This is a genomic window from Arthrobacter sp. BPSS-3 (assembly GCF_044628475.1).
Lineage (GTDB): Bacteria > Actinomycetota > Actinomycetes > Actinomycetales > Micrococcaceae > Arthrobacter.
Map to the genome: position 1 here is coordinate 314382 of NZ_JBIMMV010000003.1, position 13416 is coordinate 327797.

11 protein-coding genes are annotated in these 13416 nt (G+C 69.2%); 10 read left to right on the top strand and 1 reads right to left on the bottom strand.

The window, feature by feature from the left end:
• Nucleotides 1-28: 28 nt before the first annotated feature.
• From ACFVY3_RS07260 to ACFVY3_RS07290, 7 genes are all read left to right on the top strand, one after another.
• The gene (locus ACFVY3_RS07260) at nt 29-1411 is read left to right on the top strand and encodes an MBL fold metallo-hydrolase (protein ID WP_400159259.1); all 1383 of its coding nucleotides are present in this window, start codon (nt 29-31) and stop codon (nt 1409-1411) included.
• Nucleotides 1408-2724, top strand: a complete 1317-nt coding sequence (locus ACFVY3_RS07265) for an erythromycin esterase family protein (protein ID WP_377970638.1) — start codon at nt 1408-1410, stop codon at nt 2722-2724. Before ACFVY3_RS07260 ends, ACFVY3_RS07265 begins: the two co-directional genes overlap by 4 nt.
• 245 nt (nt 2725-2969) lie before the next feature.
• Nucleotides 2970-3839 (top strand): universal stress protein, encoded by an 870-nt coding sequence (locus ACFVY3_RS07270; protein WP_290257951.1) that lies wholly within the window; start codon nt 2970-2972, stop codon nt 3837-3839.
• A gap of 74 nt (nt 3840-3913) precedes the next feature.
• Nucleotides 3914-4594: a hypothetical protein gene (locus ACFVY3_RS07275; RefSeq protein WP_400159260.1), complete on the top strand. Its 681-nt coding sequence runs from the start codon at nt 3914-3916 to the stop codon at nt 4592-4594.
• Nucleotides 4595-4807: 213 nt separating this feature from the next.
• On the top strand, nt 4808-6019 hold the full coding sequence (locus ACFVY3_RS07280; RefSeq protein ID WP_400159261.1) for an anion permease: 1212 nt from the start codon (nt 4808-4810) through the stop codon (nt 6017-6019).
• Nucleotides 6020-6241, top strand: coding sequence for a hypothetical protein (locus ACFVY3_RS07285; RefSeq protein WP_290257948.1), 222 nt, complete (start codon nt 6020-6022; stop codon nt 6239-6241). It begins immediately after the preceding gene.
• A 74-nt stretch (nt 6242-6315) separates the two neighbouring features.
• Nucleotides 6316-6864, top strand: coding sequence for a dihydrofolate reductase family protein (locus tag ACFVY3_RS07290; RefSeq protein ID WP_400159262.1), 549 nt, complete (start codon nt 6316-6318; stop codon nt 6862-6864).
• A gap of 30 nt (nt 6865-6894) precedes the next feature.
• On the opposite strand, the gene ACFVY3_RS07295 is transcribed toward ACFVY3_RS07290, so the two are convergent.
• The gene (locus tag ACFVY3_RS07295) at nt 6895-7383 is read right to left on the bottom strand and encodes a hotdog fold thioesterase (RefSeq protein WP_400159263.1); all 489 of its coding nucleotides are present in this window, start codon (nt 7381-7383) and stop codon (nt 6895-6897) included.
• Between the two features lie 220 nt (nt 7384-7603).
• Between ACFVY3_RS07295 and polA the strand changes: the two genes are divergently transcribed.
• The 3 genes from polA (at nt 7604) to rpsA (ending at nt 13384) form a co-directional block, all read left to right on the top strand.
• Nucleotides 7604-10243 carry a DNA polymerase I gene (gene polA, locus ACFVY3_RS07300; protein ID WP_400159287.1) on the top strand — a complete coding sequence of 880 codons (2640 nt, stop codon included), beginning with the start codon at nt 7604-7606 and terminating at the stop codon, nt 10241-10243.
• 91 nt (nt 10244-10334) lie between these two features.
• Entirely contained in the window at nt 10335-11633 is a 1299-nt protein-coding gene (locus ACFVY3_RS07305) for a GNAT family N-acetyltransferase (RefSeq protein WP_400159264.1), read from the top strand.
• Between the two features lie 269 nt (nt 11634-11902).
• The gene (rpsA, locus tag ACFVY3_RS07310; RefSeq protein WP_290257943.1) at nt 11903-13384 is read left to right on the top strand and encodes a 30S ribosomal protein S1; all 1482 of its coding nucleotides are present in this window, start codon (nt 11903-11905) and stop codon (nt 13382-13384) included.
• Nucleotides 13385-13416: the final 32 nt, after the last annotated feature.

Here is a 13416-nt window from a genome sequence, read left to right on the forward strand (position 1 = left end):
GGTGACGGACTCGGGAACGGAACGCACCATGACACACGACCGGCCTTCCCTGCGGTTCCTCGGTGCGACAGACACCGTGACCGGTTCCCGGTACCTGCTCGAATCCGGCGGCCGCCGCGTCCTGGTGGACTGCGGGCTGTTCCAGGGCTACAAACGCAGCCGGGAACGCAACCGGGCCCCGTTTCCCGTACCGCCGCACTCCATCGACGCCGTCGTCCTCACCCATGCCCACCTGGACCACACGGGCTATGTCCCGGCCTTGGTCCGGGACGGCTTCAAGGGTCCCGTCTACGCCACCGACGGCACCGCGGAACTGTGCAAGCTGATCCTGCCGGACAGCGGATACCTCCAGGAGGAGGAGGCCAAGTACGCCACGCACCGCGGCTCGGCCAGCCATTCACCGGCCCTCCCGCTCTACACGGCGGCCGACGCGGTCCGGTCGCTGAACAGCTTCAAGGTCAGGGAGTTCGATGACCCGCTGGACCTCGGCGGCGGCATGGAACTGACCTTCGTCCCGGCCGGCCACATCCTCGGCGCCGCCCAAGTGCACGTGCGGTTCGGCTCGCAGACGGTCCATTTCACCGGGGACCTCGGCCGGAGCGATGATCCGTTCATGTACCCGCCCCGGCCGCTGGGAGAGGCGGACGTCCTGGTCACCGAGTCCACCTACGGGAACCGGAAGCACGCGGAGGCGGACCCGGAAGAGCAGCTGGGGGAGATCGTCCGGCGGGTGGCCAAACGCGGGGGAGTGGTCCTGTTCGCCGCGTTCGCCGTCGGCCGCGCCGAGACCCTGATGCTGTACCTCTCCAGGCTGCGGCGGAAGAATGCCATCCCGGACATCCCCATCTATCTCAACAGCCCCATGGCCATCGACGCCTCGGACATGTACCAGCGCCACCCGGAGGAACACCGGCTCCGGCCCGAGGAGTACCGGGGCATGTACACCGTAGCCACCTTTACCCGCAGCGTGGACGACTCGAAGCTGCTGAACCTGCGCGGCGGACCGATGATCATCATCTCCGCCAGCGGCATGCTCACCGGCGGCCGGGTGCTGCACCACCTCGCGGCCTACGGAACGGACCCGAGGAACGCCGTCGTCCTCAGCGGCTACCAGGCCGGCGGGACGCGGGGAGCGGCGCTCGCCGCCGGCGAGCGCAACGTGCGGGTCTACGGCGAGGACCTGACCATCCGGGCCGAGGTCATCCAGATGGAGAACCTCTCCGCCCACGCGGACACCGACGGGCTGATCGCCTGGATGAAGGCCGCGCCGCGTGCCCCGCGCATCGCGTATGTCACCCATGGCGAGCCGGACGCCGCGGACGCCTTGCGGCTGCGGATCAAACGGGAGTTGGGCTGGCGGGCCCGGGTGCCGGAGTACCTGGAACGGGTCGACCTGGGGAACCCGCGGTGAGCGCGCAGGTCACCCGCTCCGCGGTGCTGAGCGAGATCCACGCCCTGGCCCGGCCGCTGCGCAGCGACCGGGACCTCGACGCCGTCGTCCGCCGCGCGGCCGGCTGCCGGTTCACCGCCATCGGGGAGGCCTCCCACGGCACCCACGACTTCTATACCTGGCGGGCCACGTTGAGCCGCCGGCTGATCGAGGAGCAGGGCTACACCTGGATCGGGGTGGAGGGGGACTGGCCGGACTGTTGGCGGATCAACCAGTGGGTGCGCGGCATCACGGGGGCGGAACAGGGCGTGCATTCGCTGCTGGCGGGGTTCCAGCGCTGGCCCACCTGGATGTGGGCGAACGAGGAGGTGGCGGCGTTCCTGGACTGGCTGCGGACCTGGAACCTGCACCGGCCGTTGTCCCGGCGCGTGGGCTTCTACGGCTTGGACGTGTACTCGCTCTGGGACTCGCTGCGGGAGATCATCGCCTGGCTCCAGGCCCACCAGCCCGACGCCGTCCCCGCGGCGATGCGCGCCTGGCAGTGCTTCCTGCCCCACCACGAGGACCCGCACCAGTACGCGTGGAGCACACGCCTGGTCCCGCAGTCCTGCGAGGCCGACGTTGTCGCCCTTCTCCGGGAGATCCGCGCCCGGGCCTTCGACGCCGCGGAGCACGAGGACGACGACGCGTTCGATGCCGTCCAGAACGCGGAGGTCGCCGCCAACGCCGAGCACTACTACCGGATCATGGTCCGCGGCGACCGGCAGTCCTGGAATGTCCGGGACCATCACATGGCGGACAGCATCGACCGGCTGAGCCACCACCTGGGGCCAGAGTCCCGCGGCATCGTCTGGGCCCACAACACGCACGTGGGCGACGCGCGGGCCACGGACATGGCGGTGGACGGGCTGGTCAATGTGGGGCAACTGCTGCGGGAGCGGCACGCCGCCGACGGGGTGGCGCTGGTGGGCTTCGCCGGCCACCGCGGCACCGTGCTGGCCGCCGGGGCCTGGGGGACCCCGGAACGGATCCTGGAAGTCCCGGTCGCCCGGCCGGACAGCCACGAGGCGTTCCTGCACGAGGCGCTGGGTGTGCCCGCGGTGCTGGACTTCGGCGAGGACCGCACCGGCCCGTGGCTGGGCACCTGGCTGGGGCACCGGGCGATCGGCGTCGTCTACAACCCGGAGCGCGAGCGCGGCAATTACGTGCCCACACGGATGGGGGACCGCTACGACGCCCTGATCTGGCTCGAGGAGACCTCCGCCGTCCGGCCGGTCCACCACGAGGGACCGCCGCGCGAACCCGAATTCGAGACCGAGCCCAGCGGCTTTTAGCCCCTGCCGCAGCGGCGTGCCTGCCCCGAAAAGGTGCGGGGCTTAAGGCCCTAACCCGCCCCGCGGACCCGGGCCACACTGAGGTGTCGGCGGCTCCCAGGGGCGGCCGGCGCGTCATGCCAGACAGCAGCGGCCACGGCAGCGGCTCGTGCGGCGTCCGGGCGCAGCGGTCACAGAAGGGTGCGCTGCCGGGACCGCCGCGGCGGGGCGGCCAGCCTGGCCTACGACGGAAAAGAGCGATCAGCATGAGTAAACCAATCGTCGTCGGCGTCAACGGGTCCGCGGGCAGCGAAGCCGCGCTGGCCTGGGCGCTGGAACGGGCCGCCGCGGACAACGCCCCGGTCCTCTGCGTCCACGCCGTGGACGACCGCTGGATGTCCCCGGACTTCCAGTACCACGAGCTGATCCGCCAGTCCGGGATGGAGCTGCTGGAGAAGGCCAAGGCCGCCGCCGCCAAGCAGGCCCCGGACGTCACGGTCGACACCGAACTGCGGCACGGCAGCCCGGGCGCGGCGCTGCGCGAGGCGTCCCAGTCTGCCGCCCTCGTGGTGGTGGGCGGCCACGACAAGCACTGGCTCGACGGCGGCCCCATGACGGACCGCGCGCTGCAGGTGGCGTCCGCCTCCGAATGCCCGGTGGCGGTCATCCCCACCCAGCGCGGCACCGGCAACCGGGGCGTGGTGGTCGGCGTCGACGGCTCCGAGGAATCCCTGCAGGCCGTGGCCTACGCCGCCGCCGAGGCGGACCGCGGCGGCGACGAACTGACCGCGGTCCTCGCGTTCCGGAACCCGGCCCGCTGGGTGGAACGGCAACTGCCCGAGAGCGGACTGGCCGAGACGATCGTCGAGGAGGACCGGGTGGTGCTGGCCGAATCCGTCGCCGGGCTGCACGACAAGTACCCGGACCTGGTGGTCCATCAGCGCCTGGAAACAGACACCGACCCCGCGAAGGCCCTCTCGGACCTGGCGGGGGAGGCGCGCCTGCTGGTGATCGGAAGCCGCGGACGCGGCGGCTTCTCCCGGCTGGTGCTCGGCTCGACCGCACACGCGGTGCTCCTGAATGTACCGTGTCCCACCGTCGTGACACGGGTCCACAAGGTCAAGCACGGCGACTGAGCGGTCCTGCCGACGGGAAGCCCCCTCCACGGAGGGGGCTTTTCCCGTGTCCGGGCCGGTGCGAGGATGGGGCGGTGGATTCGATACTGACCTTCGTGGGCCATTACTGGTGGCTGGTGTTCCCACTCAGCGCCCTGGGCGGCAGCTGGGCCGGCGCCTGGCGGAAGGCCACCGAACGGCGGCACCGGCGCCGGGTGGAGCTGTACCAGCTGAAGAACCGGCAGGCCGAGGCGGAACAGAGCAGCCGGGCGGAGGTGCAACAGGTCCTGGACGCCCATGACGCCGTCAACCGCCGCTGGCTGGACTACGAGCTTGACGTCGGCAAACTCATCGACTTCCCGGCCATGACCGACGTTAGGGAACCCCTCACGGTGGCGTTCCTGCGCGCCAAGCGGGACGCTGACGGACTTCGCCCGGCAGGAACGGAGCAGCTGTCCGCCGCCCGGCTCGCCGAGTACCGGAACGCCGTCAACGCCTTCGAGGTGGCCTTCGACGTCGCCGAACGCGAGGCCCGGCGGATCCGCGACAGCAAGTTCACCGGCCCCGAACGCGACCGGCTCGCCACCGCCCGGAAACTGCTCCGGATCGCCTCCGACGCCGGGTCCACCCCGGCCGAACGGCAGACGGCGTACAAGCGGGCGCGGAGGGAACTGGACGGGCTGATCGTGCTTCCGGACGCGACGACGGCGGCCCTGGAAGCCAGGATCGCCGTCGCCCTCGACGCCGGGACGAGCGAAGACCTCCCGCGCCCCTGAGCGGGCGGCGCCGCTTCGGCTGCCGCCAGGTACCGGGGCAGGCTTTCCCGCTGTTTTGCCGTGCCCCCGTTGGCACGTACGATCTATAGGGTTTCAGGACAGCTTTGGTGAACCGCGCAAGTGGCACCTGCCAACCGGCGGGTGAACAGTGAATGACAAGGCCGCCACGGGGAATGAAACTGCTGACCGTCGACTCTGCAGATTGGGCAACAGGTGGAAATCACCGTAATGGTGGCGCTAGTCATAGCACTGGCGCTGTTCTTCGACTTCACAAACGGGTTCCATGACACCGCCAATGCGATGGCCACGCCCATCGCCACCGGTGCCATCAAGCCCCGCACCGCCGTCGCACTCGCCGCGGTCCTGAACCTCGTGGGCGCGTTCCTGTCCACCGAGGTGGCCAAGACCGTCTCCGGCGGCATCATCCGTGAGGGCTCGGACGGCATCCAGATCACCCCGGACATCATCTTCGCCGGCCTCATGGGCGCGATCCTCTGGAACATGATCACCTGGCTCAAGGGCCTGCCCTCGAGCTCCTCGCACGCGCTGTTCGGCGGCCTCATCGGCGCGGCGATTGCCGGCATCGGGCTGCACTCGGTGAACTTCACCTCCGTCCTGCAAAAGGTGCTCCTGCCCGCCGTGTTCGCGCCGGTGATCGCCGCGATCGTCGCCTACATCTGCACCCGGCTGGCCTACGCCCTGACCGCACGGCACGATCCCGAGACCGGGAGCAAGCTGACCCAGAAGCGCGGCGGCTTCCGCACCGGCCAGATCTTCACCTCCAGCCTGGTGGCCCTCGCCCACGGCACCAACGACGCCCAGAAGACCATGGGCATCATCACCCTGGTCCTCATCGCCGCCGGCAGCCAGGCACCGGGCACCGGACCCCAGCTCTGGGTCATCGCTGCCTGCGCCCTCGCCATCGCCATCGGCACCTATTCCGGCGGCTGGCGGATCATCCGCACCATGGGCTCGGGCCTGACCGAGGTCAAGCCCGCCCAGGGCTTCGCCGCCGAGACCAGCACCGCCGCCGCCATCCTGGCCTCCTCGCACCTGGGCTTCGCGCTCTCCACCACGCACGTGGCCTCCGGTTCCGTCATCGGCTCCGGCATGGGCCGCCGCGGCACCACCGTGCGCTGGGGCACCGCCGGCAAGATCGTCATCGGCTGGCTCTTCACCCTCCCCGCAGCCGGCATCGTCGGCGCCCTCACCGCCCTGCTCGTGCACACCGGAACGGTCGGGTTCGTCATCGCCGCCGTCGCCGGCACGGCCGCGGTGGTCTACATGTTCGTCGCCTCCCGGAAGTCCCACGTCGGCAGCCACAACGCCGTCGAGGTCGAAGAGGCCGGCCAGGCCATCCGGTTCGCGAAGAAGAAGGCAGCAGCGGTCAGCCGCGGCAACAAGTCCAAAGGTGGCCGTAAGTAAATGAAATGGCTTGAACTCTTCCAGGTGGCCGGCGCGACCCTCGTCGCCGCGGTGCTCATCACCGTTTTGTACTCACTCGGGGTGCGGCTCACGGCCATCGCCGGCGACAGCAGGACCGAGCAGCCCGGCTGGGTCCGGCCGCTGTCCTACGCCTGCTTCGGCCTCTGCGGCCTCGCCGTCCTGGCCGGGCTGTACCTGATCATTCCCTACTTCTCCAAGTAGCGGCTCGAAGTAGCGGCGGGGTCCGGGCCCCCGCGGGGCTGGGAACCCGGCGGGCCCTTGGCTAGGCTGGGCCCATGGCTGACTTCCAGTACTTTGTCGCGGCGTCCCTGGACGGTTACATCGCCACGGATGCGGACGGCCTCGACTGGCTGCTGCAGTTCGACGGGTTCGACGGGGGCGCCGAGAGCTACGATTCGTTCCTCGCCGGCGTCGGGTGCGTCGTCATGGGCGGCGGGACCTACGCGTGGCTGCTGGACCACCTGTCCGAGGGCTGGCCGTACCCAGGCATCCCGTGCTGGGTCTTCACCCACCACGAACTCGGGCCCGTGCCCGGGGCGGACATCACCTTCGTGCGGGGTCCCGTCACCGAATTCGCCGACGACCTCAGCTCCGCCGCAAAGGGCCGGAACGTCTGGGTGGTGGGCGGGGGAGTGCTCGCCGCACAGTTCGCCGACGCCGGGCTCCTGGGCGAGCTGATTCTCTCCGTCATCCCGGTGGTCCTGGGCCGGGGCAAACCGCTGCTGCCCCTCGCCGGTCCGACGGCGCCGCTGGAGCTCCTGGAATCCCGCACGATGGGCCGGGGCGTGGTAGAGCTGCGCTACCGGCTGCCCGCCCGTTCCTAGTCCGGTGGGCCGGGCCGACCTGCCCGGCGGCTACTGGCCTGCGTCGGGGGCGTTGTCGGGGGCGTTGTCGCGCAACAGGTTGGTGATGCGGGCGGTGGAGAGCCGGCGGCCCTGCTCGTCCGTCATGACAATCTCGTGCGTGGTGAGGGTGCGGCCCAGGTGGATGGCCGTGCACGTTCCCGTCACGGTGCCGGAGGCTATCGACCGGTGGTGCGTCGCGCCGACGTCGACGCCGAGGGCGTGCCGGCCCGGGCCGGCGTGCATCGCCGCGGCGAACGACCCCAGGGTCTCGGCGAGCACCACATGGGCTCCGCCGTGCAGGATCCCGGCCACCTGGGTGTTGCCCTCCACGGGCATGGTGGCCACGGTGCGTTCCGGGCTGAGCTCCACGAACTTGATACCCATCTTCACCACCAGGGACCCGACGCCCATCCGGCCCAGCCAGCCATGCAGTTCCGCGGGAATGCCGGCGGCCTCCAGTTCGGCGGCGTACGGGGCCGGCGTGAAATTGTCGATCATGCCAACTAGGCTGGCACCTGTGAGCGAAACTACCAAACCGGCCCCTTCCGCGTCCGCAGTGGACACCCTTCAGCCAGCCGCACCGGCGGCGGAGAGCCCCGCCGGGAAGGCCCCGGCCAAGGCGGCCGGCCACAGCCTCGCCGACCACCCCTCGGCCACCGAAGCCCCCGTCATCCCGATCACGGACCAGCCCCGGCTCCTCGTGCTCGACGGCCACTCCATGGCGTTCCGCGCGTTCTTCGCCCTGCCCGCGGACAAGTTCTCCACGGCCACCGGCCAGCACACCAACGCCATCCACGGCTTCACCTCCATGCTGATCAACCTGATCAAGGAGCAGAAGCCCACGCACATCGCTGTCGCCTTCGACGTCTCCGACGACACCACCCACCGCAAGGCCGAATACGACGGCTACAAGGGCGGCCGCAACGAGACCCCGCGCGAAATGAGCGGGCAGATCGACCTGATCGATAAGGTCATGGGCGCCTGGGGCATCAAGACCATCAAGCTGCCGGGCTGGGAAGCGGACGACATCCTGGCCACCCTCGCCGCCCAGGGCGAAGCGGCTGGCTTCGAGGTCCTGCTGGTCTCCGGTGACCGTGACGCGTTCCAGCTCATCACCGACAACGTCTTCGTTCTCTACCCGCGCAAGGGCGTCAGCGACATTCCCCGGATGGACGCGGAAGCCATCCAGGAGAAGTACTTCGTCAGCCCCGCCCAGTACTCCGACCTGGCCGCCCTGGTGGGCGAAACCGCCGACAACCTTCCCGGCGTCCCCGGCGTCGGACCCAAGACCGCGGCCAAGTGGATCAACCTTTACGGCGGCCTCGAGGGCGTGCTGGAGAACATCGACTCGATCGGCGGCAAGGTCGGCGACGCCCTCCGGGAGAACGTCGACGCCGTCAAGCGCAACCGCAAGCTCAACCGGCTGCGGACCGACCTGGAACTGCCCGTCACGCTCGAGGAGCTGGCCGACCCCAGGCCGGACCAGGCCGCGCTCGAGGACCTCTTCGACACCCTCGAATTCAAGACCATCCGCACCCGGCTCTTCGCCCTCTACGGCAGCGAGGTCACGGAGGCCGAACGCGAAACCCTGGCCACCCCGGACTACACCGTCCCCGCAACAGCGGAAGAGCTCGCCACGTTCCTGGCCGGCACGGAGGGTAAGCGGGCCGCCGTCGCCGTGGACCTGGTTCCCGGCCGGATCGGCGAGGACGCGGCCGCCGTCGCGATCGTCCACGGCGAATCCGCCGTCTACCTCGACCTCACCACCCAGGACGCCGACACCGAGAACGTCCTCGCCGCCTGGCTCCGGGACCCCTCGGCCGCGAAGGTGATGCATGGGTTCAAGGGTGCCCTCAAGGCGCTCTCCGCCCGCGGCATGGAGCTGGACGGCGTGGTCGATGACACCGCCATCTCCGGCTACCTTATCCAGCCGGACCGCCGCAGCTACGAGCTCGCCGAACTGGCCCAGCACCACCTGAACCTCACCGTCTCCAAGGAGGAGGCGAAGGCGGGGCAGCTGGAGCTGGCGTTCGACGGCGACGACGAGGCCTCGGCCGGCGCGTTGGTGCACGTCGCCGCCGTCGTCCAGGCCCTAAGCCGATTCTTCGAAGACGAACTCAGGGACCGCGGCGCCCTGGACCTGCTGACCACCCTGGAACTGCCGGTCAGCCGCGTCCTGGCGGACATGGAACTCGCGGGCATCGGCATCGACATGCAGCGCATGGACGAGCAGCTCTCCGACCTGGCCCGGGTGATCGACAACGCCCAGCAGCAGGCCTTCGCCGCGATCGGCCACGAGGTGAACCTCGGCTCGCCCAAGCAGCTGCAGACGGTGCTGTTCGAGGAACTCGGCCTGCCCAAGACCAAGAAGATCAAGTCCGGGTACACCACGGACGCCGCGTCGCTGAAAAACCTGCTCGAGAAGACGGGGCACGAGTTCCTGGTCCAGCTGATGGCGCACCGCGAATCCTCCAAGCTCCGGCAGATGCTCGAGTCGCTGAAGAAGTCCGTGGCGGAGGACGGCCGGATCCACACCACCTACGCGCAGAACGTTGCCGCCACCGGCCGGATCTCCTCGAACAACCCGAACCTGCAGAACATCCCGATCCGCAGCGAGGAGGGCCGGCGCGTGCGCGGCATCTTCGTGGTCAGCGACGGGTATGAGTGCTTGCTCTCCGCCGACTACTCGCAGATCGAGATGCGCATCATGGCGCACCTCTCCGGCGACGCCGGCCTGATCCAGGCGTACAAGGACGGCGAGGACCTGCACCGCTTCGTCGGCTCCAACATCTTCCACGTCCCCACGGACCAGGTCACCAGCGCCATGCGCTCCAAGGTCAAGGCCATGTCTTACGGCCTGGCGTACGGGCTGACCTCCTTCGGCCTGTCCAAGCAGCTGGAGATCTCCGTGGACGAGGCCCGGACCCTGATGAAGGACTACTTCGACCGGTTCGGCGCCGTCCGCGACTACCTCCGCGGCGTGGTGGAGAAGGCGCGGGTGGACGGCTACACGGCCACCATCGAGGGCCGGCGCCGGTACCTGCCGGACCTGACCAGCACGGACCGGCAACTGCGCGAGAACGCCGAACGCATCGCGCTGAACTCGCCCATCCAGGGTTCCGCGGCGGACATCATCAAGCGCGCCATGCTGGGCGTCTCCGGGGCCCTGGCGGAGCAGGGGCTGAAATCCCGGATGCTGCTGCAGGTCCATGATGAACTGGTCCTGGAAGTCGCCGCCGGCGAACGCGACGCCGTCGAGAAGCTCGTCACCGAGCAGATGGGCGCCGCCGCGGAGCTGTCGGTGCCGCTGGAGGTCCAGATCGGCATCGGCACCAGCTGGTACGAGGCCGGACACTAGCCGGAGCGCCGGGCCCGCCAGGGCACCGGCGGCCGGGTTTAGGTTTAACGCCGGGTTTTACGTTTCACACAGTCATCAGGGGGAGTAGCACGTGTCAGAACAATATGAGATCCGGCGGTTCACGCCCGCGGCCAAGGGCGAGACGGCCTACCCGGAGGCGGTTGCCTGGATGCGCGCCGTCGCCTTCGGCTTCCACGACGACCGCCGCACGGAGGAACGCGTGGACCGCGGCATCGCCATGCAGCGGACCGACGGCCGGGTAATGACCGGCGCCTACCAGACCGGCCGGGTCGCCGCGCACTCGCTCGACGCCGACATCCCGGTGGCCACCTTCGGCACCATGAACAAAACGCTCAACATCGGGTTCGGCCGCCTGCTCGACGCGCGGCTGGTGACGGCTGTGACGGTCCGGACCTCGCACCGCCGGCGCGGGCTGCTGCGCCGCATGATGGTGCAGGAAATGGAACTCGCCCGGAAGGAAGGCCTCGCCGTGGCGGCGCTGACCGCCTCGGAGGCGTCCATCTACGGCCGGTTCGGCTACGGGGTCGCCACGGCGGAACAGTCCATCAAGGTGGACACCAGCGCCCGCTTCGTCCTCAACCACGTGCCCGTGGGCAGCGTGGAGGTCGCCGATCCCAAGGTCCTCCTGGAGCTCGCCCCGCAGATCTTCGACCGGGTCCACCGCCAGACCCCCGGCTCCGTGGGCCGGCATGAGTTCTACCGGCAGTTCGTCTCCGGTGAGGTCAGCCGGGAAGCCAACGAGGACCCGAAGATCAAGACCGCGCTGCACTATGGCCCGGACGGGATCGTGGACGGATACGTCTCGTACAAGTTCGGCGGCTGGTCCAGCACGCCGGCCACCATGGAGGTCGTGGACCTGGTGGCCGCCACCCGTGACGCCTACCTCGAACTGTGGCAGTACCTCGGCGCCATCGACCTCGTGGAGCGCGTCACGTGGCAGGAGGCTCCCGTGGACGACCCGCTGCCGTGGGCGCTGAAGGACCCCCGCTGCGTGGAGGCCTCGGAACCCCGCGACATGCTCTGGCTGCGCATCCTGGACGTGCCCCGGGCCCTGGCCGCCCGGCACTACCCGGCCGACGGCCGCCTGGTGCTGACGGTCGCCGACGGCCTTGGGATCGCCGGCGGCACGTTCGCCCTCGACGTCGTCGGCGGGACCGCCACGGTCGCCGACGTCACCGGGCAGGGCGCTGACCTGCCCGCGGACCTGGAGCTGGACATCGCCGACCTGTCCTCGATGTTCGTCGGCGGCGTCAACCCGGTCACCCTCGCGGCCGCCGGCCGGATCCGGGAGCTCACGCCGTCGGGCGCGTTCCGCGCCGCCCGGATGTTCGCCGTCGAACGCCCCCCGCACTGCCTCACGCACTTCTAAGCGGGCCGCCCGCGGAGGGGCTGTTCAGGATCTCGCGCAGCCCGGCACCCGCCCGGTGCCGGGCTGCGCCGCGCCCGCATGCGCTTTGACCGGGCTCGGCGGATGGCACTAGACTAAGCGGGCGTGTACTACGTGTGCGCAACCAAATCCACAGAATCAGGATGACCCGGCAGATCGCCCGCGATCTGCCGTGCTTTCTCCCCGTGTCGCCGATGCGGGCTGGACGGTCTGCCTGACCGACTCACTATCCACAACGGAGCCCCTACTACATGACCATCACCTCTACCGAGAAGTCCGGTACCCCTGTCGTCGCGATCAACGACATCGGGTCCGCTGAGGATTTCCTCGCAGCTGTCGACGCGACCATCAAGTACTTCAACGACGGAGACCTCGTTGAAGGCACCGTCGTCAAGGTCGACCGCGACGAAGTCCTGCTCGACATCGGTTACAAGACCGAAGGTGTCATTCCCTCCCGCGAGCTGTCCATCAAGCACGACGTTGACCCCGGAGACGTTGTCTCCGTTGGCGATCAGGTCGAAGCCCTGGTGCTCACCAAGGAAGACAAAGAAGGCCGTCTGATCCTCTCCAAGAAGCGTGCTCAGTACGAGCGTGCCTGGGGCGACATCGAGAAGGTCAAGGAAGAAGACGGCGTCGTCACCGGTACCGTCATCGAAGTTGTCAAGGGTGGTCTTATCCTCGACATCGGTCTGCGCGGCTTCCTGCCCGCATCCCTCGTCGAGATGCGCCGCGTGCGCGACCTCGCTCCGTACATCGGTCAGCAGATCGAAGCCAAGATCATCGAGCTGGACAAGAACCGCAACAACGTGGTGCTGTCCCGCCGTGCATGGCTCGAGCAGACCCAGTCCGAGGTCCGCTCCACGTTCCTCAACAAGCTGGAAAAGGGCCAGGTCCGTCCCGGCGTCGTTTCCTCGATCGTCAACTTCGGTGCCTTCGTGGACCTTGGCGGCGTCGACGGCCTGGTTCACGTTTCCGAGCTGTCCTGGAAGCACATCGACCACCCGTCCGAGGTTGTCGAAGTTGGCCAGGAAGTCACCGTCGAGGTTCTCGAGGTCGACCTGGACCGCGAGCGCGTCTCCCTGTCGCTCAAGGCTACGCAGGAAGATCCGTGGCAGACCTTCGCCCGCACCCACGCCCTCGGCCAGGTTGTTCCGGGTAAGGTCACCAAGCTCGTTCCGTTCGGTGCGTTCGTTCGCGTCGAAGACGGCATCGAAGGCCTGGTCCACATCTCCGAGCTCGCCGTGCGCCACGTTGAGCTGGCCGAGCAGGTCGTCTCTGTTGGCGACGAGCTCTTCGTCAAGGTCATCGACATCGACCTCGAGCGCCGCCGCATCTCGCTGTCCCTCAAGCAGGCCAACGAGGGCGTCGACGCCGACAGCACCGAATTCGACCCGGCTCTGTACGGCATGGCCGCAGAGTACGACGAAGAGGGCAACTACAAGTACCCGGAGGGCTTCGACCCGGAGTCCAACGAGTGGCTCGAGGGCTACGAGACCCAGCGCGCCGCCTGGGAGCAGCAGTACGCTGACGCCCAGACCCGTTGGGAAGCCCACAAGAAGCAGGTTGCCCAGCACGCTGCCGACGACGCCGCTGCTGCGACGTCCGGTGACAGCGATTCCGGCACCACCAGCTACTCCTCGGAGCCGGCTGCGTCCGAGTCCAACACCGGTGGCGGCACGCTCGCTTCCGACGAGGCTCTCGCCGCCCTGCGTGAGAAGCTGACCGGCAACTAATTGCCAGCGGCCCGGGTTTCCCGGGCCACACA

What these genes read in the sequence shown, in the direction of transcription:
- ACFVY3_RS07260 (WP_400159259.1), top strand. Translation starts at nt 29, where the DNA reads ATGACACACGACCGGCCTTCCCTGCGGTTCCTCGGTGCGACAGACACC.
- ACFVY3_RS07270 (WP_290257951.1), top strand. Translation starts at nt 2,970, where the DNA reads ATGAGTAAACCAATCGTCGTCGGCGTCAACGGGTCCGCGGGCAGCGAA.
- ACFVY3_RS07285 (WP_290257948.1), top strand. Translation starts at nt 6,020, where the DNA reads ATGAAATGGCTTGAACTCTTCCAGGTGGCCGGCGCGACCCTCGTCGCC.
- ACFVY3_RS07290 (WP_400159262.1), top strand. Translation starts at nt 6,316, where the DNA reads ATGGCTGACTTCCAGTACTTTGTCGCGGCGTCCCTGGACGGTTACATC.
- ACFVY3_RS07295 (WP_400159263.1), bottom strand. Translation starts at nt 7,383, where the DNA reads ATGATCGACAATTTCACGCCGGCCCCGTACGCCGCCGAACTGGAGGCC.
- polA (WP_400159287.1), top strand. Translation starts at nt 7,604, where the DNA reads ATGGCGTTCCGCGCGTTCTTCGCCCTGCCCGCGGACAAGTTCTCCACG.
- rpsA (WP_290257943.1), top strand. Translation starts at nt 11,903, where the DNA reads ATGACCATCACCTCTACCGAGAAGTCCGGTACCCCTGTCGTCGCGATC.